The organism is Halalkaliarchaeum desulfuricum (genome assembly GCF_002952775.1).
GTDB lineage: Archaea > Halobacteriota > Halobacteria > Halobacteriales > Haloferacaceae > Halalkaliarchaeum > Halalkaliarchaeum desulfuricum.
The window spans coordinates 2,534,047-2,555,670 of sequence record NZ_CP025066.1 but is presented as its reverse complement, the minus strand read 5'-3'; the positions used below and the strand labels follow the sequence as shown (position 1 = coordinate 2,555,670).

Sequence of the window (21,624 nt, the reverse complement as noted above, 5' to 3'; positions counted from 1 at the left end):
GAGCGGCACGATTCGATGGCGGAATTATATCGTGATTCCGGTTTTGGGAACACCTATGCTCTGTCGGAGAGGCCTACGGAGTACACGGCGCACCTGCCACAATAGTCTGACAATTACCGGAGGATGATGATGAGCCCATTTTGATATCAATTGTGAACTCCGGAGGTCATGATCGACAGACGGAGACCTGCTGTAATTTAAAGGTATTAATTTGGACCTAACCTTTAAATACCCATGAATTGATGGCCAGTGTATGTCAGGACAATCTGACACTGGTTCATCCGGGATAGCCGAGTTCTTCGAGTTCGATAAGTACGACACAGACTTATCGACGGAGTTGATCGCCGGGGCGACGACGTTCCTAACGATGTCGTACATCATCGTGGTCAACCCAGCGATCCTGGGTGCCGCGATCGAAATCCCGGGCTACACAGAGGGAGAGGTCTTCCAGATGATCGCTATCGCGACGATCATTTCCGCCGTCATCGGGGGTCTTGTAATGGCGCTGTATGCGAAGCGTCCATTCGGCGTCGCACCCGGGATGGGACTGAACGCCTTCTTCGCGTTCACCGTCGTTATCGGGATGGGGATATCCTGGCAAACCGCGCTGGCCGCAGTCTTCGTCGAGGGGGTCATCTTCATCCTCCTGACTGCGGCCGGTGCGAGGAAATACATCATCTCGATCTTCCCGGAACCCGTCAAGTTCTCGGTCGGTGCGGGTATCGGTGCGTTCCTGCTGTTCATCGGACTCCAGGAGATGGAAATCGTCGTCGGGTACGAAGGCACGCTGGTCGAACTCGGAATGGTCGCTCAGAACCCCTGGGCGATACTCGGCCTGCTGGGTCTTTTGTTTACTCTGATGTTGTTCGCGCGAGGGATCAAGGGGTCGATCATCATCGGTATCCTCACGACCGGAATCGTGGGCTGGGCGTTGACGCTTGCAGGATTCTTCGAACGCGGTGTCATCACCCCGGCCGAACTGCCGTCGCCACACTACGACATCACCCCGCTCGTTGGTGCGTTCATCGAGGGACTTGCAGACATCGAGCCACTGACGTTCTCGCTGGTCGTGTTCACGTTCTTCTTCGTGGACTTCTTCGACACGGCAGGTGTCCTGCTCGGCGTCGGACAACAGGCGGATCTCCTCGATGAAGAGGGGGACCTTCCGGAAATGGAAAAGCCCCTGATGGCCGACGCAATTGCCACGACTGCTGGCGCCATGGTCGGGACTTCCACGGCGACGACGTACATCGAATCCGCGACCGGTATCGAAGAGGGAGGTCGGACCGGTCTGACTGCACTGGTCATCGCGGCGCTGTTTACAGTCGCACTGATCGCGGTCCCGATTGTGGCTGCGATCCCCGATTACGCAATCTACCTTGCGCTGGTTATCGTCGGGCTAATTATGCTCGAAGGAGTGACTGACATTGATTGGAGCGACCCAGCGTGGTCGATCACTGCAGGTCTCACCATCCTCATCATGCCGCTCACGTACTCGATCGCGTGGGGTATCGCTGCTGGACTGATGGTGTACCCGGTACTCAAGTTCGCCCAGGGCAAGGCGACGGAAGTGCACCTGGGCCAGTGGCTCCTGGCACTCGCGTTCGTGTTCTACCTCTGGACGCAGACGTCGGGCCTCATCGGGTAGGATAGACCAGCCAACTCTTTTTTGGCACGCGACGCGGAACCGATTGACGCCAGAGCTAAGTAACCGAGGCTGCTGTCCCCAACTATGACGTCCCTTCGTTGCAGTAATTGCGGACGAAAAATCAGTCCCTCGGACCGTCGGTGTCCACACTGCGGGCAGGCGGTCATGACGCGTCGATGGGCGATTGCGCTCGTTGTGTTCGGATTCGTCGTCGCGGTGGGGTTCGTCTGGGGTCATTACACAGGACGGATACAAGACGTTTGGATAGCCGGTGTGGCCGCAGGGCTCGTCGTCATGGGAGCAGGGGTCAAGTACTATCGGAAACGGTCGAAAGCGATCCAACAGGCCGGGGAACTGGAGTAGACGGATGGTGTCGGTCCGAGAAAACAGTTGATCCTGAAGGCGGACGGAACAGAAAAGGGACCGCAGGACTGCGCTATGCTGGCGGTCGAGACACTATTCGTAGAGCGGGTACTCGCGGCTCAGTTCTTCGACCCGCGAGCGGACGGATTCGATCACGCTATCGTCGTCGACGTTATCGATGACCTCGTAGATGAGTTCCCCGAGTTCGCGGGTCGCCGCCTCGTCGAACCCGCGGGTCGTAATACCCGGGGTTCCGATGCGAACGCCGGAGGGATCGAATGCGGAGCGAGTTTCTCCCGGCACGGTGTTCGCATTGAGGATGAGGTTCGCGTCCGCCAGCGCGTCTTCGGCGTCACTCCCGGTCACGTCTGGGTGGGATTCCCGGAGGTCGACGAGCAGGAGATGTGTGTCTGTGCCCCCGGACACGAGCGAGAGGCCCTTGTCTGTCAGGACATCGCCCAGGGCCTTTGCGTTGGCGACGACCTGTTCTGCGTACGACTGGAACGCCGGTGTGAGCGCTTCGCCGAAGCCGACGGCCTTGCCCGCGATGTTGTGCGCGAGTGGTCCACCCTGGCTTCCGGGGAAGACGGCGCTGTCGATGTCGTCGGCGTACTCCTCGTCGCACATGATGATTCCGCCCCGACCCGCCCGGATAGTCTTGTGTGTGGAGCCGGTGGCGAAGTCGGCGACGCCGACCGGAGACTCGTGAACGCCGGCGGCGACCAGCCCAGTGATGTGGGCAATGTCGGCCAGATGGTAGGCGTCGACGGCGTCGGCAGCCTCCTGTATCCGCTCCCACTCGACCTCGCGTGGATACGCGGAGAAACCGGAAACGATGATGTCGGGTTCGAACCGTTCGGCGTGTTCGTGGATGCTCTCGTAGTCCAGGTAGCCGGTGTCTGCGTCGACCTCATAGTGTTCGACCTCGAACAACTGGCCGGCGAAGTTGACGTGGTGACCGTGACTGAGGTGACCACCGTGGTTTAGATCCAGCGAAAGGATCTTGTCGCCGGGTTCCAGCACGGCGAGGTACACCGCCATGTTTGCCTGCGTTCCGGAGTGGGGCTGGACGTTGACGTGATCTGCGCCCCACAGTTCCGTTGCACGATCGATGGCGAGTTGCTCGATTTCGTCGACGTACTCACAGCCGGCGTAGTACCGCTCGCCGGGGTATCCCTCGGCGTACTTGTTCGTGAGCGGGGACCCCTGGCCGGCCAGGACCGCTTCGCTGACGTAGTTTTCGCTGGCGATCAGCGAGAACGTCTCCTGCTGCCGGGAGAGTTCTCCCTCCATCGCGTTGGCAACTGCTGTATCGGCTTCCCGTATCTGGTCGAACTCCATGTTTCCTACTGGTCGGACACTCACGTTAAATGTTGTCGTTCGTCCGGAAATTCAACTGTCGCGTGGGTCACCTTCACCAGTCCCCGATTCAGGAGTTACAACTACCCTGTGCGTCAACTCGACCGCCATGTCCCAAAAGAACAGAACGTTAGAGACGAACATGCTGGCGCTCGACGCATCCATCGAAGCCGCACGCGCTGACGAGGCGGGCGATGGGTTTGCTGTCGTTGCCGAGGCCAACGAGGGGCAAGCTAATTCACGGTCGGTCGTCGAACGAGCGGAAAAACAGGAGACGACAGTAGAGACCCTGGTCGGCGGCGTCGAGAACTTGACGACCGACGGATAGGGCTTACCAACCGATCGGGATCGGACCAGATCACGTGTTGATGGTGCGCTTCCGTTCGATTCCAAAAACTTTTTTTGAGATGAATTACAATTTGTATCCGCCTCCTGCTAGTGATGGCCCCTGCCACATACATCGCCAGCCACTTCGGCGGGAGGTGTTGTTTTCGATCCGTCCGGAGGAACAGTCAATTGGCGGCGTAAGAGAGGATCGGTAGTCAGGAGAGGAGGGGATCGGTAGTCAGGAGAGGAGGGGATCAGTAGTCGGGACCGGCTCCGTAGATCCGTTCCACTTCCCCGATGTCGGGGGAAATCCTGTGAGGGTCGCCCGTCGCCCGCTTGGCGTTTTTCGTGTCCTTGAGGCCGTAGCCGCTGGAGACGACCACCACGGAGTCGTCCTCGTGGATGATGTCCTGTTCGAGGGCGCGCTCGACGCCGGCGACGGTCGCGGCGGCTGCCGGTTCGGCGTACAGCCCTTCGGTGCTGCCGAGGCGAACCTCGGCTTCGAGGATCGCCTCGTCGGACACGACCACTGAGTCGCCGTTGCTTTCCTCGACGGCTCGAACAGCTTTCCGGAGGTTGGCCGGCTTGGCGACGGCGATGCTGTCGGCGAGCGTCTCTGCGACTTCGTCGACGTCCTCGTCACCGTGGAAGGTGTCGTGAACCACGCTTGCGCCCTCCGCCTGGACGCTGAGCATGCGTGGCGCTTCGTCGATGAACCCGAGTTTTTCGAACTCTTTGAGGCCCTTCCATACCCCCGCGATCGTGCAGCCGTCGCCGACGGAGACGACCACCCAGTCGGGGACATCGTGGCGGGTCTGTTCGGCGATCTCGAGTCCAGCCGTCCGCTTCCCCTCGACTTGATACGGGTTGTACGCGGCGTTCCGGTTGTACCACCCGTACTGCTCGGTTACTTCCAGACTGAGTTTGGCCGCCTGGTCGTAGCTTCCCTGGACCTGGAGGACGTCGGCGCCGTAGACGAGTGGTTGCGCGAGTTTCCCCTCCGGTGCCGACCCCGGGACGAAAATGCGCGCATCCATCCCCCCACGTGCCGCGTATCCACAGAGAGAGGCCGCGGCGTTGCCCGTGGAAGCACACACCACAATGTCGTGGCCGAGGTTGTTCGCCTTCGTGACCGACACTGACGTCGCCCGGTCTTTGAAGCTCGCCGTGGGATTTCGGCTGTCGTCTTTCACCCGAACTTCGACCCCGAGCTCCTCGCTGAGTCGTGGGGCGTCGAAGAGGTCTGTTCCACCCTCTCCGAGCGTGATCGGGTCGGCGTCGTCTTCGACCGGCAGGAACGCGCGATACTTCCACATGTCGGGGATATCCCCGTCGACGTCGTGATCGAACCGATCGAGTACTTCGTCGTAGTCGTAGACGACGTCGAGGACGCCCTCGACTGGGCCATCGTGCTTCGGACACGTGTATGTGATCCCCTCGGCCTCGTATTCCTCGCCACAGACAGTACACTTCAGCGCTTCGACGTGCTCCATTGTCATGGTCGGGAGTTCGGATCCGACAGATAAAAACCCGGGTGTTTGCTGATACGATATCCTCCTCCCGATCCCCCACGGGAGCATCGATGGGCAGGTATAAAACAGTCACAAACCACACGTGATGTATGATCGGAGCGTTGTCGGAGATCCCCACCCTCCGGCGTCAACTAGTCCGGACGTGGGGTGTATTCGTCATCCCAATAGCGATGTGGATCCCCGCATACCTCCTTACCGACCAGATCTGGCAGGATTACGTGCTGTTGTTCGGGACACTGTTGATCGCGTTCGTGCTGGTTCCGACGCTGCTCGACTCGCGGGCGACAGTTCCACGGTCCACCAGTATCCCCGGCTCGATCGCGGTCTTCCTTTTCATTATTGGCTTTACCGGCCTCGAACTCTGGCTGACGGCGTTCGCCAACGTGATCTCGTTTCTCTTCTGGGTACTCGTGGCGATCTACCGAGCCCCGGGGGGGGGGGGGGGTAGCAAACCAACTGAGTGTAGGAACTCACAGGGTGTTTCCCTATTTTCGGATTGGTTCACCGGACTCTATGGTCGTCTGTATCGTGTAGAAGCTTTTTGTCGGTCGGGTCGAATCGGACAGTATGATCACGGACCAGGAACAGTACGACATCGATATCACCATCGACGAGGCGGACGTCGAGCGCGTGTTATCTACCGCACCCCAGGACGTCGACACGCCTTCCGAGCTCACGTTCGCGCGAAACGTCTTTCTCCCGCTGACGACCGCCTGTCGATACACCTGTACGTACTGTTCCTTCTACGACGTTCCTGGTGACGCCACCCTCATGTCCCCCGAAGAGATACGGGAAACGCTCCGTTCGGCCGCGCAAGCGGGTTGCACCGAGGCGCTTTTCACGTTCGGCGACAAGCCGGACAGCCGGTATCGGGCGATTCATGCACAGCTCGACGAGTGGGGATACGATTCGATCCTGGCGTATCTCTACCGCGCATGTGAAATTGCACTGGAGGAAGGACTGTTACCGCACTCGAACCCCGGAGATCTCACCGAACAGGAGTTCAGACGGCTCAGGGAGGTCAACGCGTCGATGGGCGTTATGCTCGAGACGACAGCCGACATCGAAGCCCACAGTGGAGGCAGACGCAAGTCACCGGGACAGCGACTGAACACAATCCGCGCCGCAGGGAGAGCCGGCGTCCCCTTCACGACCGGTATCCTCGTCGGCATCGGCGAAACCGAACGTGACAGGGCCGAAAGCCTGCTTGCCATCGCCGAACTCCACGAGCGATACGATCACGTACAGGAGGTGATCGTCCAGAACGTCGTGCCGAACGAGCGGTCGGACTTCGAGCAGCCGTCCGTCGAAACCATGCGACGGACGGTCGCCATGGCCAGGGCTGCGCTGCCGGAGGCTGTGTCGGTACAGGTGCCCCCGAACCTCTCTCCGACGCGCGAGTTGCTCGACTGCGGCGTCGACGATCTGGGGGGAGTGTCTCCAGTCACGGACGACCACATCAACCCCGCCTACAAGTGGCCGGCCCTCGAGGAGTTACAGGAGATCGCCGAATCCGCGGGTCTTCCCCTCTACGAACGTCTCCCGATCTACCGACGGTACTTGCCCGACGAGTTGCGAAGTTCTGACGTCCCGGCCGCCGGGAACGACCGGAACCGACGCTGGATCTCCGATCGCGTTTCCGAGGCACTGTTCGCTTCCGACGAAACCGGACGGCAATACCGTCGAATCGCCACCAGAACGCAGCTGTTCGGGGCTCCGAATTGAGTCAGTCGTCGGCGGCGGTCGGATCGCCGCTGTCACCGACCGACCGGTGGTCGGACCCGAACATCGGCGAACCGTCCGCTCTGGGGCCAATCATGGGACCGTAGGGTTCCTCGTCGATGTCGATCTCCCGGCGCGTTCGGTAGTCGGTGGATCGTTCCACGGGAGGGCGACCGATGGAGTCGATCATCTCCACGTACTCTCCCACCGTCCGATACTCCCCGTACTTGCCACCGGCACGCTTCGTGATCTCCTCGGAGAGGATCGTCCCCATGAAATCGTTCGCACCGCAGTTGAGCAGTTTGAGTCCCTTTTCGTTCCCATACTTGACCCAGGAGGACTGGATGTTGTCGATGTTATCGAGATAGAGCCGCGAGAGGGCGATCATCAGTTCGTCCTCGGCGTCGGTGGGGCCGCCATCGACGATACCGTGACGATACAGCGGGGTGTTCTCGTGGACAAACGAGAGCGGCACGAACTCGGTGATCCCGCCAGTCCGGTCCTGGAGATCGCGGACCCGATCCAGGTGGAGGATCCGATGTGCCGCGTTTTCGACGTGGCCGTACATGATCGTGGCGGTGACGTCGAGTCCGGCGGCGACGGCGCCCTCCATCGCCTCGATCCACTCCTCGGAGGAAATTTTTCCGGGACAGATGGCGTCTCGTACCTCCTCGACGAGGATCTCCGCGGCAGTTCCCGGTGCCGAATCCAGACCGGCGTCCCGGAGCCTCCCGTACACCTCCTCGTAGGACCAGTCGGTGCCACGCCGCGCGTGGTACGCCTCCTCGGGAGTCATCGAGTGGACGTGAACGCCATCGATCGACATCGCCCGGATCTGTTCGACGTACGTCCCCGGACTCGTGTCATAGACCTCGGGGGGTTTGTAGTTGACCTCGCGTGCCGGTCGATCGTACGCCTCCAGTATCTCCCGATGCTCCTCGTTCAATGCGAACGCCGGATGTAGTCCCGAAACCGAGCACACCTCCGAGATTCCCCTGTCGAGGGCTCGCTCGACCGCCCGTCGCGAGTCAGCAGGCGTTCGCGTGAACCCTGCGTGTTCCCCCTCGTGATCGCTTTCGAACTTGTGGGCGGTGTTTTTGAAATTACAGAAGAGACAGCCGACGTTACACGCAGTTGATACGTTGTTGTTGAGATTGGTGACGAAGGTGACCTCGTCGCCGACGCGTTCTGCCCGCCGTCGATCTGCAACTTCCAGAACTAACTCCTTTCGGCGCGGATCGATGCCCTCCACGTCAGTGCCAGTAGTCAAAAGCTCGATGCCGTCGTCGACGGAAAGTCGCTCCCCGTTTCGCGCTTTCTCGAGCGCGTTTTGGAACGTCTGATCCGTCTCTGGGACGTGCTCGAACTCACTGTCCCCTAATCCCGGCCTGGAGGCGATACGATCGTTCATCACCCGTAAAATCTTATGCTCGCACTTAAATTTACGCACTCGGGGGATAGCCCCCGAGTTTCCGTATCTCGGATACGCACAGTTTACCGATTGTAGTCGAAGGCAGACTGTGACTAACTCGGCGAAGGGTCGCTTGGAGCCACTGAACGCATCTATCAGACGAGATCTTGTGGCGGGGGCTAGCATAATGATACCTACCCACATGGCCTCGACCAGAGCAAAATTAACTCGCTTAGTGTATTAAAATACTTTAACGCCCTAAGAATGTTATCCGAGCGACCGTGTCACTCTGTCACAAAAGCGTATACGCTCCCGTTCACAGTAGCATGGACACGAGGACGGGAAACACGTGTCCCGAAGTGACCGAGAATCGGTAGGAGGTCAGTCAGTCAGAGACGATCCCACAGCGCCTCGCTCGCTTCCCCGACCGCCTGGAGGTCCTCGTCGTCGACGCCGCGGACTCGGCCGCCGCGCTCGTAGACGACCTCGCCGTCGACGATCGTCCGGGTGACGTCGCCTCGGCTCGCTGCGCTGACGACGTAGTAGGGGGCGCTTCCCGGTAAAACCGGGTTGGGACCCAGATCGAGCGTGACGAAGTCGGCTCGCTTTCCAGGTTCGATACTCCCGACCGCGTCTTCCATGCCCAGCACCTCCGCGGAGCCGATCGTCGCCCACTCGAGGGCTTTGGCCATGTCGAAGCCGCTGGGGTTGTTCTTTTTGAGTTTGTGGATCCCGACTGCGGTGCGCATGGTTTCGAACATGTCCGGATCCCAGCCGTCGTCACCGATGCCGATCGTGAGGTCCTCTTCTTCCATCTTCTCTACGTTGGCGATCCCGACGGCGTTGTTCACGTTCGAGTAGGGGTTGTGGGCGACGCCGACGTCGTGTTCTGCCAGGATCTCGATCTCCCGGTCGGTCGAGTGAACGCAGTGGGCTGCGATCACGTCCGCGTCGAAAAAGCCCATGGATTCGAGTGCCGGCACTGGGCGCATGCCGTACTCTTCGATGGATTTGTGGACGTCGACGAGACCCTCCTCGAGGTGGATCTGGATCGGGCGGTCGTCGTCGGTCGCCCTGCTCGCACACTCTTCGACGACGGGTTCGGTGTTCGTAAAGAGGGTGTGGAGACAGTAGTGCCCCTCGATCCGGTCGTACTCCGACTCGCCGTCCCGGATGAAACGCTGGTTCTCCTCGATCCCGTCGAAGGCCTCCTCCTCTGAGTTGCGGGCCGTCGTTTCGAAGGTGATCATCCCGCGGATCGGGGTCTGTGCGACACCTTCCGCGACGGCGTCGAGCGCACCGGGGAGGGTGTTCGGCCCCGAGTAGTTGTCACAGAACGTCGTAACGCCCGCCTCGAGCATCTCGGCGCAGGATCCGAGAGACGAGAGGCGCGCGTCTTCCATGGTGAACGCCTCGTCTACCTCCCACCAGATGTCTACGAGCGCTTCATAGAAGCTCTGGGGGGAGACGGTCAGTGGCGCACCCCGGATCGGGAGCGCGTACATGTGCGTGTGACAGTTGACGAGACCGGGGATGACGACCTCGTCGGTCGCGTCGACGACGTCCTCGCCGGAGGCGTGGCCGTCCGCGATCTCGACGATTTCGCCGTCCTCGACGACGACGTGCGCTTCCTCTCGAACCTCGCGCTCGTCGTTCATCGTGACGAGCGTGCCTGCATTCAGTTTCACGCTGGAACGATGAACGGGGCCCTACAAAAAACTATACGTGCCGGGAAACTGGTCGTTGCGCTCTGCCTCCGGTCCGGCCACAATCCGGACACAACTGGGATCGTTGCTGTCGATAGCGGGACCGCCGAACTGGCGACACGTCAGCCCAACAGTTTTCTACGACTCGGTCGTGGCCCAACGTATGGCTGACCTGCTCGTCACCGACGCGCGGATCGTCGACCCGTCGGGAGTAACGAAGGGAGATATTGTGATCGAAAACGGGAGGATCACTGCAGTCGGTCCGACTGCGGCACGGGAGTGTGCTGGCGACCCCGAGCGCCTCGACGCCGACGGAATGGTCGCGATTCCCGGGGTCGTCGACGTTCACAATCACATGCACGACGACGAGCTTTTTCCCGCAGACATCGACTTCGCCTCCGAGACGGCGAGCGCCGTCGCCGGCGGGGTGACTACCGTCGTCGAACTCCCGACCCAGACGCCGGTGACGACACCCGAAGCGGTCCGGCAGAAACGAGACGACTGCGAACAGCTTGCCCACGTCGATTTCGGGCTCGTGGCGGGGAACTTCGAGGACGCCGACGTCGACGTCGCGGAGATCATTGCGGAAGGGACCAGGGATTTCAAGACCTTCACGGCGGAGCCGTACCTCGCCGAGGACCGCGAAATCGTCGAACTCCTCTCTGCGGTCGGCGAAGCAGGGGGGAAGGTCCGCGTTCACTGTGAGACACAGGGTATACTCGATCACGCACGAGCACAGATCGACGGCGACGATCCGGGCGTGTACATGGACTCTCGCCCAGTGGAGGCAGAACTGGACGCGATCGGCCGGATGGGATGGTTCGCCGAATACGCCGACTGTCCGCTTCACGTGGTCCACGTCTCCAGCGGTAGCGGCGCCCGGGAGGGCGCGCGGTTCAAATCCCGGGCGGAGGTCCCGGTGACACTCGAGACGTGTCCCCACTATCTGGCGTTCTCTAAGGAGGACGTCGAGGAGCTGGGTCCGTTTTTGAAGGTGAATCCGAGCTTGAAGTCGCCTGCCGAGGTAGATCGGCTCTGGGATGCCCTCGCGGACGGGACGATCGACCTCGTGGCGAGCGAACACTTCCCGACTCACCGTGCGGAACGAGAACGGGGGTGGGAAAACATCTGGGAGCCGTACGCCGGGCTCCCGAGCATCGAGACGATGCTGGAGTTCCTCGCGAGCGAAGGCGTCCGGGACGGGCCGCTCTCCTGGCAGCGGCTGCTGGAGCTCGTGTGCGCTCGCCCGGCACGCGAGGCGGGACTGTACCCGCAGAAAGGGTCGCTCCTACCCGGCACGGACGCCGACGTTGTTTTGCTTCGGGAGGAACCGTACGAGGTAACCGCCTCGAAGCTTGCCTTCGTCGGCGGGTGGACGCCCTACGAGGGCAGAGAGTGGAGTCACCGAGTAGACACGGTCATCGCGGGCGGAGAGGTCGCCGCCAGGGATCACGAGGTGCTGTCCGACCCAGGTGACGGTGAGTTCATCGAGCGGGGACCGATCCGATAACGGCGGCAGCCACTCACAACGCCCGGAGCGATCGCTGGATGCACCGAACCTGAAAAAACGGACGCTGTTCGAGCGGATGAAACCGCTCGGTGATTACATGTAGCCGTCGGCGAACTCGTCGATCATCAGTTCGCGATCCTCGCCCAGCGGGTAGAGGACCGGACACTGACAGCCGTTCTCGGCGTACTCCCGGACCTTCTCGCGGCACTGTTCGGGGGTACCGCTGGCGGTGAGTTTGTGGACGACCTCGTCCGGAATGAGATCCATCCCCTTCTCGATGTCGTCGGCGTCCGCCGGCCACCCGCCGATCGCCTCCCCTACCTCGTCGATGAGGTCCTGGCTCACGCCGCTGGCTTTCATGATGTGGGGCTGCTGACCGAGATACTGGGTGATGAGCTCCCGGGCGTTGTCCAGTGCCTTGTCGGCGTCGTGATCCATCGAACAGACGACCAGTTGCGGGCGGTCGATGTCTTCCAGCGATCGGCCGCCGCGTTCGGCACCGTTTTCGAGCGCGTCGAGGGCTTTCTGGTTGTATTCCGGACTCACCAGGTAGTTCAGCAATGCCCCGTCGGCGAAATGACCCGTCAGTTCGAGCATCTTGAAGCCGGTCCCGCCGACGTACACCGGAACCGAGCGGGGGCCGGTGTCGCCGTGGACGACATCGAGTTCGATGTCCTCGACGTTCACGAACTCCCCGTCGTAGGTGACGTTCTCCATCTCGAGGAGACGCTTCGTCACCTCGACGGTTTCCCGCATCGCGCGCAGCGGTTTGCGTCGGTCGACGCCGACTTTCGACGCCAGCGGTTCCCACCAGGCGCCGATCCCACAGAGGATCCGGTCGCGGCCGGCCAGTTCCTCGAGCGTACTCATCGTCTGGGCGATCAAGGCGGTGTTGCGGGTCCAGTTGTTGATGACCCCGGCACCGATCTTGATGTCGTCAGTGACGGCGGCGTAGGCCCCCATCGGGGTGATCGCGTCCCGGGCGAGCCTGGACTCCGCCTGCCAGACCTCGTCGAACCCCTGCTGTTCTGCATACTGAACCAATTCGAGGTTCTCCTCCAACGGCCGCTTGTCCTGGAGGTAGATCCCGACTCGATCGCCTCTGTCGCTGACTCTCTTGGTGTCGCTCATGGGCTCCGTTGGTAACGTCGAACACCTCATATATAATAATGGTGTTCGACAGAGTCTCTCTGGATGTCCGCGACAGTGCGACAGAACGCTCCGGTTGCTCTCGACTGTATTCCACGCACCGCAACGAAACGGAGGAACGAGTGACGCGCTCCTGCCGGGCGAACCACGAAGCAATATATGGCTACAATTACCTGCATAAATATTAAATAACTCGTCGGTGACGTTGCCCATGCTATTCCATGACAGAAGAGACCAGCGGCGAAACGAGTGGAGAGATAGAACTGTCATACGAATTGGAGGAGAAGCCGCCGTTACCCAAATCGATACTGCTGGGAATCCAGCACGTTTCGGTGATGATCGTTCCGTCGACGGCGGTGGCGTTCATCGTTGCCGGCGCGATCGGACTGGGAACCGGCGATACAGCGTACCTCGTCCAGATGGTGCTGCTGTTCGCCGGTCTCGCGACGATCGTTCAGGCGTACGGTATCGGGCCGGTCGGGGCGAAGCTCCCGATCGTCATGGGGACGAGCTTTACTTTCGTCGGCGCTGCCATCGCCGTCGGTGGCGAACACGGTCTCGGAGCTGTGTTCGCCTCGCTTGCGATTACGGGAATCGTCGTCGAGGGGATCATCGGCTGGCAGTTCGACCGAATCAAACCGTACTTCCCGCCGCTGGTGACCGGCCTGATCGTGGTCGTGATCGGGCTGTATCTCATCCCGGTCGGGATGGACTACTCCGCGGGCGGTGTCGGAGCCGAGGACTACGGTTCGATGCTGAACCTCGCGCTCGCCTCGCTGGTGTTGGGTATCGCCGTCCTGTTCAACCTCTTCTTGAAGGGGATCTGGCGGCTGTTGAGCATCATTATCGGGATCGCGGTCGGCTACGTCGTCGCTGCTGCGCTCGGCATCGTCGACTTCAGCCCGATCTTCGAGGCGTCCTGGTTCGCGATTCCGCGCCCCGGCGAGTTCGGGTTCGTGATCGAGCCGATCGCGATAATCACCTTCGGGTTCCTGTTCCTCGTGTCCGCGATGGAGACGGTCGGAGACATGGCCGGCATTACTGCAGCCGAGGGACGTAACCCGACACGGGATGAGTTCCGCGGCGGCATCTTTGCCGACGGTATCATGAGTTCGATCGGCGCGCTGTTCAGTTCGTTCCCGGTGACGTCCTTCTCACAGAACGTCGGGATCGTCAACTTCACCGGCGTGATGAGCCGCTGGGTCGTCCTTATCGGCGGCATCGTGCTGGCTGTACTCGGCCTGATCCCCAAGATCGGTGCCACCGTCGCGGCGACGCCGGACCCCGTGTTCGGCGGCGCCGTGCTGATCATGGTCGCCATGGTGGCCGCAAGCGGGATGCGGCTGATCTTCCTGAACGTGGAGATGAACCGGCGGAACATGGTCATCATCGCGACGGCCATCGGACTCGGCCTCGGCGTCGCCGTCCGTCCGGACGCGCTGCAGGGGCTCCCCCAGGCAGCACAGACGTTCTTCGGAGAGGCCGTCATCATGACTGCACTGTCCGGGCTGATCCTCAATACGTTCGTGCCCGGCGAGTCGAGCCCGCTGTTCGACAAACCCGAGGACACTGAGGATCCGACCCTGGCAGATTAGGTCGAAGACGACGACTGAGGCGGACGAAGCCCTCGACGTAGGGGGCATTTTTTGACCGAAACCGGCAACGTGATTATCCCCCTCCGAGAGGACAGTACCGATGACAGATCCGCGCGCAATCGCCGTCGTCGCGATCGCGAGTTTCACCGTCCTCGGGGGTTTCGGCGGGTACGTCTACTACGGAATCGACTGGCAGGTGGGCACCGTTCTCGGGTTGGCAGTCGGGATCGCGTATGGAGCCTGGTATCTCCGCCGCGGCGTCGAACGGTAACGAACTGCGGACGTATCACCGGGGTGTCTGGGTTGCCCTGCTGGCGGAAGTTTTATTGAAGGGCGCAGAGACGCACAGAGTGCACAGCCTCGCACCAGGAGTGCAACCACCATGAAAACTGACCTACGCGGAAAGGATCTGATCACGACACAGGAGTGGAGCAAAGCGGAACTGGAATCGGTACTGGATGTCGCCGACCAGCTGAAGGCCGAATTCGCGGCCGACCAGTGGGCGCATCACGACGCGTTGACCGGCTACTCGCTTTTCGAACTGTTCTACAACACCTCGACGCGGACGCGCAACTCCTTCGAGGCCGGAATCAACCAGCTCGGGGGCTACCCGCACATCATGTCGCCGGACCAGCTCCAGCTGGAACACGGCGAATCCGCAAAGGAGACGGCGAAGGTCCTCTCGCGGTACGGACACGCACTCGCGGTGCGCGTCCTGGGCGGGGCCGTCGACTTCGAGTATCCCCGCGGAACCGAGATCATCCGGGACTACCAGGAGGGTGCCGACATCCCGGTGTACAACATGCAGTGTGACACCTACCACCCGTGTCAGACGCTGGCCGACCTCCAGACCGTCCGGGAACGGAAGGGAAGCATCGAGGACATCAACTTCACGATCTCGTACGCCTATGCGCCCGAGGTCCGCCGGCCCGTCAGCGTCCCGCACTCGTCGATCCTCGGGTTCACGAAGATGGGTGCAAACGTGACGCTCGCACATCCCGAGGACATCGAACTCGACCCAGAGATCGTCGAGCAGGCCGAAGAGAACGCCGACAAGGCGAACGTCGACTTCACCGTCGAACACGACATGGAGCGGGGCTTCCGCGACGCCGACATCGTCTACCCGAAACACTGGGTCTCCTACAAGGTCGGCGAGCGCGGGACCGAGGCGGAAAAGGAGATCCACGACCAGAACCAAGACTGGATCTGTGACGAGGAGATGCTCTCGAACGCCAACGACGACGCCAACTACATGCACTGTCTGCCCGCCAAGCGCGGGTTCGAGGCAACCGACGCCGTGATGGACGGCCCACAGTCGGTCATCTACGACCAGGCCGAAAACCGGATGCACGCCCAGAAGGGGCTCATGCTCCTGACGATGGGCGGCCGCGGCTACGGAAGCGGACGATGAGCGAGGACGGCGAATTCAAGCCCATCTCCGAGTCGCCGCAGTTCGAGTTGGACGTCGAGGCGCCGGAGTTCTGGGGGACGCCACGGGAAAAACCACTGTGTATGATCGCGCTGGGCGGCAACGCGATCGACCCCGCCGACTCCGAGGGGACGTTCGAAGAGCAGATGAGCGCTGTCGGGCGAACCGCAGAGGGCATCGTCGACGTGATGCAGGCAGGTTACAAGGTCGTACTCACCCACGGTAACGGCCCCCAGGTCGGCTCCCTGCTGCTCCAGCAGGAACAGGGCGAACCCCCCGCCCAGCCGCTGGAAGTGTGCGGGGCGATGACCCAGGGGCAGATCGGGTACATGCTCACCCAGCAGATGTACCAGGCCCTCGAGCGGAAGTGGAAACACGTCCCCGTCGCGAGCATCGTCACTCAGACGATCATCGATCCCGAGGATCCGGCACTGGAGGAGCCGACGAAACCGATCGGCCCGTTCGTCGACGCCGAACGCGCCGAAGAGATGCGGGCCGAGGGGATGCAGGTCAAGAAGGTCCGCGACACGGGCAATCGCGACTACCGTCGCGTGGTTCCCTCCCCCGAACCGAAGGGAATCGTCGAGGAGGTTCCAGTCAAGCGACTGATCGACCAACGTGACCTCGTGATCTGTGGCGGCGGTGGCGGCGTTCCGGTCACACGCGGCCGTGGCGAGATCTCCGGCCACGACGCCGTCATCGACAAGGACCGACTGACACAGGTGATCGGCCACAGGCTCGACGCGGACTACCTCCTGGTTCTCACCGATGTCGACGGCGTGTACGTCGACTTCGGGACCGAAGACGAGCGACGGCTCGATACCGTCGACGCGGACGAACTCCGCGAGTACTACGATGACGGCCAGTTCCCCGAGGGGAGTATGGGTCCGAAGGTCGAGGCGGCCCTCCGGTTCGTCGAAGGCGAGTCGCGCCGCGACCGGACGGCGATCATCACGTCCCTCGACAAAGCGGTCGCGGCACTCGAAGACGGCGAGGGCACCCACGTCGTCGAGCCGACTTAAAAAGCGTTTTTCGCAAGGAGTTCGATTGTGCGAGGGATCGACGTCTGTTACAGTTCGAGCCCGAGGCCCGCGTAGACTTCACACGCGCGGACGACGTTCTCGACGTCGACCCGTTCGTCGGACGCGTGTGCCCACTTCTCCTCGGACGGGCCGAACCCGATCGTCGGGATCTCGGCGACGCCCATCGTGTAGTTCCCGCTGGTGGAGAAGGTCCACTTGGTGATCTCGACGTCGCTGTCGAGGACGGAGTCGACCACCTCGTAGGTGTCCTGGACGAGCGGGTGATCCTCCTCGAGCAGCCAGGTCGGGTAGTACTTCTTCGACTCCATCTCGTATCCCGTCCAGGTGGGGGTGTCGAACGTCAGGGTTTCGACGGCGGCCTCGACCTCGTCGCCGTACTCCTCGATGGCGGCGTCGATCGCGTCCTGGAGTTCCGAGTAAGCGCGGTCTTCGTCCTCGCCGATGGTCAGCCGGCGGTCGACGTAGATCGTCGCGGCGGCGGGGACGGCGTTGTTCGACGGCGTGTCCGTCTCGACTTTCGTCGCGGCGATCGTTCCCTTGCCGAGGAAATCGTGGACTTCCGTTTCCTCGTTGAGCTCCTCGATCCGCTCGAGGATGTTGGAGGCGTGATACAGCGGGTTGATCCCGCGTTCGGGGGCGCTGGCGTGACAGGAGGAGCCATCGAGTTCGATCTTGAGCTCACACCGGCCGCGGTGGCCCCGCTTTACGTTCATCTCGGAGGCCTCGCCGATGACGACTGCCTCGAGGTCGATGTCGGTCTCCTCGATGACGTACCGCATCGCGTGGCCTTCGCTCACTTCCTCCATGAGCTCGCCGGTAACGTAGACGTCGTGTTCGGGCGTGACGTCGCTGTTCGCGAGTGCGCCGCCGCCGTAGACCATCGAGGCCATGGCGCATTTCATGTCCGCGGTCCCGAGGCCGTACATCTCTCCGTCATCGATTTCGCCCTCGTAGGGATCGTAGTCCCACTGGTCGCGGTCGCCGTAGCCGACGGTGTCGATGTGGGAATTGAGCATGACGGCGCCGTCCTTTTCGCCCTCTATCACGCCGTGGACGTTGCCGAAGTCGTCGATGTACGCCTCGTCGTAGCCCAACTCTTCCATCTCGGCTTTGATGCGCTTTGCGACCTCTTCTTCGTCCTCGCCGACGGTGGTCGCCGACGGGATCGAGACGAGATCGCGGAGGAACTCGATGCAGTCATCGCGGTGCTGTTCGACCCACTCTTCGAACTGCGGCTTGGCTGTCTCTAGGCTCATCGTAGACGGGAGAATCTATTCCGGTGGGCACTATATAACTACTGTTCCGCGGCGACCAGACAGTGGTGTTCTGCCTCCCGGGTGGAACGTTCAAGGGTGTCGGCGTCGAGACCCGGGTATGGACGACGTCGAGATCGATCCAGACAGGTTGTACGATCGGTTCGAGGAGTTCAATCGAATCGGTGCAACGGAGCAGGGTGGGGTGAACCGTCCGGCGCTTTCGGACGCCAACCGCAGCGCCCGTGACAGACTCTGCGAATGGTTCCGGGAGGCCGGTCTCGAAGTGACTATCGACGAGATGGGCAACGTTTTCGGTCGACGGGAGGGCGAACGCGACGACCTCCCACCGGTACTGATCGGCTCCCACGTCGACAGCCAGTACAACGGCGGTCAGTACGACGGGGTGATCGGGGTTCTGGGCGGTCTCGAAATCGTCGAGGCACTTTCCGACGCCGGAGAACGGACCCGGCGGCCTATCGAGGTCGTCTCCTGGAGCAACGAGGAAGGGGTCCGATTCCAGCCAGACATGCTCGGCAGCGGCGTCTTCGCCGGCGCCTTCGACCTCGAGTTCGCACTCTCGCGTGCGGACGGCGAGGGGAACACGTTCGGCGAAGAGCTCGAACGGATCGGCTACGCCGGCGACGAGCCGTGTCGGCCGCGGGACCTGCACTGCTATTTCGAACTGCACGTCGAGCAGGGACCGCGGCTCGAACGCCGTGGGCTGTCGGTCGCCGCCGTCGAAGGGGTCTACGGTTTCGCGTGGCTCAGCGTCACCTTCGAGGGGATGGCCGACCACGCCGGCCCGACGCCGATGCACGAACGGGAAGACGCGCTGGTGGCCGCAAGCGACGTCGTCGGTGCCGTCCGCCGGCTCACCGCGAGCGGGGGCGAGGATCTGGTCGGGACCGTCGGGAGCCTCGAGGTGGAGCCCGACGCGATCAACGTCATCCCGGAGACTGTCGAACTCACCGTCGATCTCCGATCCCACGACGATGACGTCGTCTCGTCGGCGGTCGACCGGATCCGACGGGAGGTCGAGTGGGCAGCCGAGCGCGAGGGGATCGACTACCGGCTCGAGGAGCTGATGCGGATCGAACCACGCACGTTCGACACCGACTGCGTCGAAACGGTCGAGGCAGCCATTGAAGCTGCAGGATACGAGGGTACCAGGCTGGTTTCCGGGGCCGGACACGACGCGAGCTACCTCGACGACGTCTGTCCGACCGGAATGGTGTTCGTTCCGAGCCTCGAGGGTGTCAGCCACCGGGAAAGCGAGTTCACCGAGTGGTCGGACGTCGTCGCGGGGGTCGAAGTGCTGTGTGAGGTGGTTCGACAGAAAGCCGCGGAGTGAACTGCCGACGCCATCCCGAAACCGGCCGGAAGAAAAGCCTTTAATCGAGCCCCGCATTGTCGGTGATGGTATGTTACTCTCCGGAACAGTGGTCGCCGACGCGTCGACAGTGATACCCGACGGCGCCCTCGTCACGACGGGATCGCGTATCGAGGCAGTCGGGGAACGGCGCGAGCTTGTCGAGACGTATCCGGACCACGAACGGGTGGAGTGTGACGTCTTGATGCCCGGAACGGTCGGGGCACACGTCCATTCCGTCCAGAGCCTCGGGCGAGGGATCGCGGACGACACGGAGCTTCTGGACTGGCTGTTCGACTACGTCCTCCCCATGGAGGCGACCTTGACCGAACGGGAGATGGAGATCGCCGCCAAACTCGGCTATCTCGAACTCGTCGAGAGCGGGACGACAACCGCGATCGATCACCTGTCGGTCGCCCACGCCGACCGGGCGTTCGAAGCCGCAGGAGAGATCGGTATCCGTGGGCTGATGGGCAAAGTGCTGATGGACCGGCGGTCTCCAGACGGGCTGCTCGAGGAGACGGATCGCGCGCTCGACGAGACCGAGGAACTCATCCGCGAGTACCACGGTGCGTTCGACGACCGGATCCGGTACGCCGTGACGCCACGGTTCGCGGTCTCCTGCACCGAGGAGTGTCTGCGCGGTGCCCGGGAGTTGGCCGACGAATACGACGGCGTCCGCATCCACACCCACGCAAGCGAGAACAGAAGCGAGATCGAAACCGTCGAGGCGGACACCGGGATGCGCAACATCCACTGGCTCGACGAGGTCGGTCTGACCGGCGAGGACGTGGTTCTCGCTCACTGCGTGTGGACCGACGAGTCCGAGCGGGAAGTGTTAGCGGAGACGGGTACTCACGTCACGCACTGCCCGTCTTCGAACATGAAGTTGGCGTCGGGGATCGCGCCGATCTGGGACTACCTCGACCGGGGGATCAACGTGGCGCTCGGAAACGACGGACCCCCCTGTAACAACACGCTCGACCCCTTCACCGAGATGCGGCAGGCCAGTCTCCTCCAGAAAGTCGACCGCCTCGACCCGACAGCCGCACCGGCACAGGACATCTTCGAGATGGCGACGGTCAACGGCGCGAAGGCAGCAGGCTTCGAGAAACTCGGTAAACTCGAGGAAGACTGGCGTGCCGACGTCATCGGGCTCCGGACCGATATCACTCGGGCGACACCACTGCACGACGTCCTCTCGCACCTGGTGTTTGCGGCACACGGCGACGACGTCGTCTTCACGATGGTCGACGGCGACGTGCTCATGGATGACGGCGAGGTGACGGCTGTCGACGCCGACGAGATCCGCCGCGAGGCCGGCGAGATCGATCTCGACCTCGAGGACGCACGCGAGTCTGCCAGGCAGGTCAAGCCGTGAGGCAAGCAATCAAGCCGTGACTGGAGCTGACGTGAAGCGGTATGGACGTGAACGTTATAGGCGGGCGGCTCAAAGATCGAAAAGTGAAAGTGGACGTCACCGGGCTGGTCTGTCCCGTTCCGGTACGCGAAGTCCGCCGGCGGCTCGAGACGATGGAGCCGGGCGAGGAACTGGTCGTCGTCGGCGACTATCCTCCAGCAAAGGACAGTATCCGGCGAGCCTGTCTCACGCACGGGTTCGACGTGAGCGAGGAGTCGACCGAAGGGGAAAACGGGGAGTTCGCCCTCAGGATCCGCGTTACCGAACTGTCGTCGCTCGGGTCGTCGCTCGGGTCGACGTGACGACCGTCGTCGACGCCGTGGAGGGGGGATAACTTTCTTCACGACAGGATATCTACTTTTATATAGGATGTGCACCCCCGCGGAAATATACCGGGAACGACTCCTCGATCACAACGAGAACCCACGCAACGCCGGACGGCTGCCGGATCCGGACCGTTCGCTGGAGGAGGAAAATCCCAACTGCGGCGATACGCTCCGGTTCGATATCGCCCTCACGGACGACGGCGATTCGATCGACGACATCAGGTTCGAAAGCGATAGCTGCGCGATCACTCGGGCGTCCGCTTCGATGCTCACCGAGGAACTCCAGGGTGAACCAGTCCAACGGGCCTTCGAAATCGACCGCGAGGAGATGATCGAGGATATCCTGCAAGTGGAGATCAGTCCGATGCGGAGACGGTGTGCGCTTTTCCCCAGACAGGTCGCACAACGTGCCCTCGAAGAGTGACTGCGGGTCGGCAAGAGTGACTGCGGGTCGGAAAA

At 62.0% G+C, this 21,624-nt stretch carries 19 protein-coding genes and 2 pseudogenes; 14 read left to right on the top strand and 7 right to left on the bottom strand.

Going from position 1 to position 21,624, the window contains the following annotated elements; genetic code table 11:
• The first annotated feature begins 253 nt into the window (after nt 1-253).
• From AArcSl_RS12710 to AArcSl_RS12705, 3 genes and pseudogenes are all read left to right on the top strand, one after another.
• Nucleotides 254-1,648: an NCS2 family permease gene (locus AArcSl_RS12710; protein WP_119819899.1), complete on the top strand. Its 1,395-nt coding sequence runs from the start codon at nt 254-256 to the stop codon at nt 1,646-1,648.
• Between the two features lie 84 nt (nt 1,649-1,732).
• Nucleotides 1,733-1,807, top strand: a pseudogene (locus tag AArcSl_RS17810) (zinc ribbon domain-containing protein); the annotation flags it as partial.
• A gap of 6 nt (nt 1,808-1,813) precedes the next feature.
• Nucleotides 1,814-2,011, top strand: coding sequence for a hypothetical protein (locus tag AArcSl_RS12705; RefSeq protein WP_245883248.1), 198 nt, complete (start codon nt 1,814-1,816; stop codon nt 2,009-2,011).
• Between the two features lie 93 nt (nt 2,012-2,104).
• Here the strand turns inward: AArcSl_RS12705 and glyA are convergent, their stop codons facing one another.
• Nucleotides 2,105-3,352, bottom strand: coding sequence for a serine hydroxymethyltransferase (gene glyA, locus AArcSl_RS12700; RefSeq protein ID WP_119819893.1), 1,248 nt, complete (start codon nt 3,350-3,352; stop codon nt 2,105-2,107).
• A gap of 151 nt (nt 3,353-3,503) precedes the next feature.
• Here glyA and AArcSl_RS17645 point away from each other — a divergent pair.
• Nucleotides 3,504-3,698, top strand: a pseudogene (locus AArcSl_RS17645) (methyl-accepting chemotaxis protein); the annotation flags it as partial.
• Nucleotides 3,699-3,951: 253 nt separating this feature from the next.
• Here AArcSl_RS17645 and AArcSl_RS12690 read toward each other — a convergent pair.
• Nucleotides 3,952-5,196, bottom strand: a complete 1,245-nt coding sequence (locus AArcSl_RS12690) for a threonine synthase (protein WP_119819888.1) — start codon at nt 5,194-5,196, stop codon at nt 3,952-3,954.
• Between the two features lie 247 nt (nt 5,197-5,443).
• On the bottom strand, nt 5,444-5,566 hold the full coding sequence (locus AArcSl_RS17640) for a hypothetical protein (RefSeq protein WP_281259883.1): 123 nt from the start codon (nt 5,564-5,566) through the stop codon (nt 5,444-5,446).
• A 230-nt stretch (nt 5,567-5,796) separates the two neighbouring features.
• Here AArcSl_RS17640 and cofG point away from each other — a divergent pair, with 230 nt between their 5' ends.
• Nucleotides 5,797-6,954, top strand: coding sequence for a 7,8-didemethyl-8-hydroxy-5-deazariboflavin synthase subunit CofG (gene cofG / locus AArcSl_RS12685; RefSeq protein ID WP_119819886.1), 1,158 nt, complete (start codon nt 5,797-5,799; stop codon nt 6,952-6,954).
• Between the two features lies 1 nt (nt 6,955).
• Here cofG and cofH read toward each other — a convergent pair whose 3' ends face one another.
• Together cofH and AArcSl_RS12675 are read right to left on the bottom strand one after the other, a co-directional pair.
• Entirely contained in the window at nt 6,956-8,362 is a 1,407-nt protein-coding gene (cofH, locus tag AArcSl_RS12680) for a 7,8-didemethyl-8-hydroxy-5-deazariboflavin synthase subunit CofH (RefSeq protein ID WP_119819883.1), read from the bottom strand.
• A gap of 389 nt (nt 8,363-8,751) precedes the next feature.
• Entirely contained in the window at nt 8,752-10,050 is a 1,299-nt protein-coding gene (locus tag AArcSl_RS12675) for an amidohydrolase family protein (protein ID WP_119819880.1), read from the bottom strand.
• Nucleotides 10,051-10,231: 181 nt separating this feature from the next.
• On the opposite strand from AArcSl_RS12675, the gene AArcSl_RS12670 reads away from it, so the two are divergent.
• On the top strand, nt 10,232-11,578 hold the full coding sequence (locus AArcSl_RS12670) for a dihydroorotase (RefSeq protein ID WP_119819877.1): 1,347 nt from the start codon (nt 10,232-10,234) through the stop codon (nt 11,576-11,578).
• 93 nt (nt 11,579-11,671) lie between these two features.
• Here the strand turns inward: AArcSl_RS12670 and AArcSl_RS12665 are convergent, their stop codons facing one another.
• Entirely contained in the window at nt 11,672-12,709 is a 1,038-nt protein-coding gene (locus tag AArcSl_RS12665; RefSeq protein WP_119819874.1) for an LLM class flavin-dependent oxidoreductase, read from the bottom strand.
• 239 nt (nt 12,710-12,948) lie between these two features.
• Between AArcSl_RS12665 and AArcSl_RS12660 the strand changes: the two genes are divergently transcribed.
• The 4 genes from AArcSl_RS12660 to arcC all read left to right on the top strand — a co-directional run bounded on the left by AArcSl_RS12660 (nt 12,949) and on the right by arcC (nt 16,773).
• Complete coding sequence (locus tag AArcSl_RS12660; protein WP_119819871.1) at nt 12,949-14,322, top strand: uracil-xanthine permease family protein; 1,374 nt, start codon at nt 12,949-12,951, stop codon at nt 14,320-14,322.
• Between the two features lie 100 nt (nt 14,323-14,422).
• Complete coding sequence (locus AArcSl_RS16860; protein WP_154670820.1) at nt 14,423-14,593, top strand: hypothetical protein; 171 nt, start codon at nt 14,423-14,425, stop codon at nt 14,591-14,593.
• 111 nt (nt 14,594-14,704) lie between these two features.
• Nucleotides 14,705-15,733, top strand: coding sequence for an ornithine carbamoyltransferase (locus AArcSl_RS12655; protein WP_119819868.1), 1,029 nt, complete (start codon nt 14,705-14,707; stop codon nt 15,731-15,733).
• On the top strand, nt 15,730-16,773 hold the full coding sequence (gene arcC / locus AArcSl_RS12650) for a carbamate kinase (protein ID WP_217563451.1): 1,044 nt from the start codon (nt 15,730-15,732) through the stop codon (nt 16,771-16,773). Before AArcSl_RS12655 ends, arcC begins: the two co-directional genes overlap by 4 nt.
• Nucleotides 16,774-16,820: 47 nt before the next feature.
• On the opposite strand, the gene AArcSl_RS12645 is transcribed toward arcC, so the two are convergent.
• The gene (locus tag AArcSl_RS12645) at nt 16,821-18,050 is read right to left on the bottom strand and encodes a YgeY family selenium metabolism-linked hydrolase (protein WP_119819865.1); all 1,230 of its coding nucleotides are present in this window, start codon (nt 18,048-18,050) and stop codon (nt 16,821-16,823) included.
• Nucleotides 18,051-18,168: 118 nt separating this feature from the next.
• Between AArcSl_RS12645 and AArcSl_RS12640 the strand changes: the two genes are divergently transcribed.
• The 4 genes from AArcSl_RS12640 (at nt 18,169) to AArcSl_RS12625 (ending at nt 21,589) form a co-directional block, all read left to right on the top strand.
• Nucleotides 18,169-19,401, top strand: coding sequence for a Zn-dependent hydrolase (locus AArcSl_RS12640; protein WP_119819862.1), 1,233 nt, complete (start codon nt 18,169-18,171; stop codon nt 19,399-19,401).
• Between the two features lie 70 nt (nt 19,402-19,471).
• Entirely contained in the window at nt 19,472-20,800 is a 1,329-nt protein-coding gene (locus tag AArcSl_RS12635) for a 5'-deoxyadenosine deaminase (RefSeq protein WP_119819859.1), read from the top strand.
• 41 nt (nt 20,801-20,841) lie between these two features.
• Nucleotides 20,842-21,141 carry a sulfurtransferase TusA family protein gene (locus AArcSl_RS12630; RefSeq protein WP_119819857.1) on the top strand — a complete coding sequence of 100 codons (300 nt, stop codon included), beginning with the start codon at nt 20,842-20,844 and terminating at the stop codon, nt 21,139-21,141.
• Nucleotides 21,142-21,208: 67 nt separating this feature from the next.
• Nucleotides 21,209-21,589, top strand: coding sequence for an iron-sulfur cluster assembly scaffold protein (locus tag AArcSl_RS12625; RefSeq protein WP_119819854.1), 381 nt, complete (start codon nt 21,209-21,211; stop codon nt 21,587-21,589).
• Nucleotides 21,590-21,624 lie beyond the last annotated feature (35 nt).

What these genes read in the sequence shown, in the direction of transcription:
- AArcSl_RS16860 (WP_154670820.1), top strand. Translation starts at nt 14,423, where the DNA reads ATGACAGATCCGCGCGCAATCGCCGTCGTCGCGATCGCGAGTTTCACC.
- AArcSl_RS12630 (WP_119819857.1), top strand. Translation starts at nt 20,842, where the DNA reads ATGGACGTGAACGTTATAGGCGGGCGGCTCAAAGATCGAAAAGTGAAA.
- AArcSl_RS12710 (WP_119819899.1), top strand. Translation starts at nt 254, where the DNA reads ATGTCAGGACAATCTGACACTGGTTCATCCGGGATAGCCGAGTTCTTC.
- AArcSl_RS12660 (WP_119819871.1), top strand. Translation starts at nt 12,949, where the DNA reads ATGACAGAAGAGACCAGCGGCGAAACGAGTGGAGAGATAGAACTGTCA.
- cofH (WP_119819883.1), bottom strand. Translation starts at nt 8,362, where the DNA reads ATGAACGATCGTATCGCCTCCAGGCCGGGATTAGGGGACAGTGAGTTC.
- AArcSl_RS12655 (WP_119819868.1), top strand. Translation starts at nt 14,705, where the DNA reads ATGAAAACTGACCTACGCGGAAAGGATCTGATCACGACACAGGAGTGG.
- AArcSl_RS12690 (WP_119819888.1), bottom strand. Translation starts at nt 5,196, where the DNA reads ATGACAATGGAGCACGTCGAAGCGCTGAAGTGTACTGTCTGTGGCGAG.
- cofG (WP_119819886.1), top strand. Translation starts at nt 5,797, where the DNA reads ATGATCACGGACCAGGAACAGTACGACATCGATATCACCATCGACGAG.
- AArcSl_RS12635 (WP_119819859.1), top strand. Translation starts at nt 19,472, where the DNA reads ATGTTACTCTCCGGAACAGTGGTCGCCGACGCGTCGACAGTGATACCC.
- glyA (WP_119819893.1), bottom strand. Translation starts at nt 3,352, where the DNA reads ATGGAGTTCGACCAGATACGGGAAGCCGATACAGCAGTTGCCAACGCG.
- AArcSl_RS12645 (WP_119819865.1), bottom strand. Translation starts at nt 18,050, where the DNA reads ATGAGCCTAGAGACAGCCAAGCCGCAGTTCGAAGAGTGGGTCGAACAG.
- AArcSl_RS12670 (WP_119819877.1), top strand. Translation starts at nt 10,232, where the DNA reads ATGGCTGACCTGCTCGTCACCGACGCGCGGATCGTCGACCCGTCGGGA.
- AArcSl_RS17640 (WP_281259883.1), bottom strand. Translation starts at nt 5,566, where the DNA reads ATGAAAAGGAAGACCGCGATCGAGCCGGGGATACTGGTGGACCGTGGA.
- AArcSl_RS12640 (WP_119819862.1), top strand. Translation starts at nt 18,169, where the DNA reads ATGGACGACGTCGAGATCGATCCAGACAGGTTGTACGATCGGTTCGAG.
- AArcSl_RS12665 (WP_119819874.1), bottom strand. Translation starts at nt 12,709, where the DNA reads ATGAGCGACACCAAGAGAGTCAGCGACAGAGGCGATCGAGTCGGGATC.
- AArcSl_RS12625 (WP_119819854.1), top strand. Translation starts at nt 21,209, where the DNA reads ATGTGCACCCCCGCGGAAATATACCGGGAACGACTCCTCGATCACAAC.
- AArcSl_RS12705 (WP_245883248.1), top strand. Translation starts at nt 1,814, where the DNA reads ATGACGCGTCGATGGGCGATTGCGCTCGTTGTGTTCGGATTCGTCGTC.
- arcC (WP_217563451.1), top strand. Translation starts at nt 15,730, where the DNA reads ATGAGCGAGGACGGCGAATTCAAGCCCATCTCCGAGTCGCCGCAGTTC.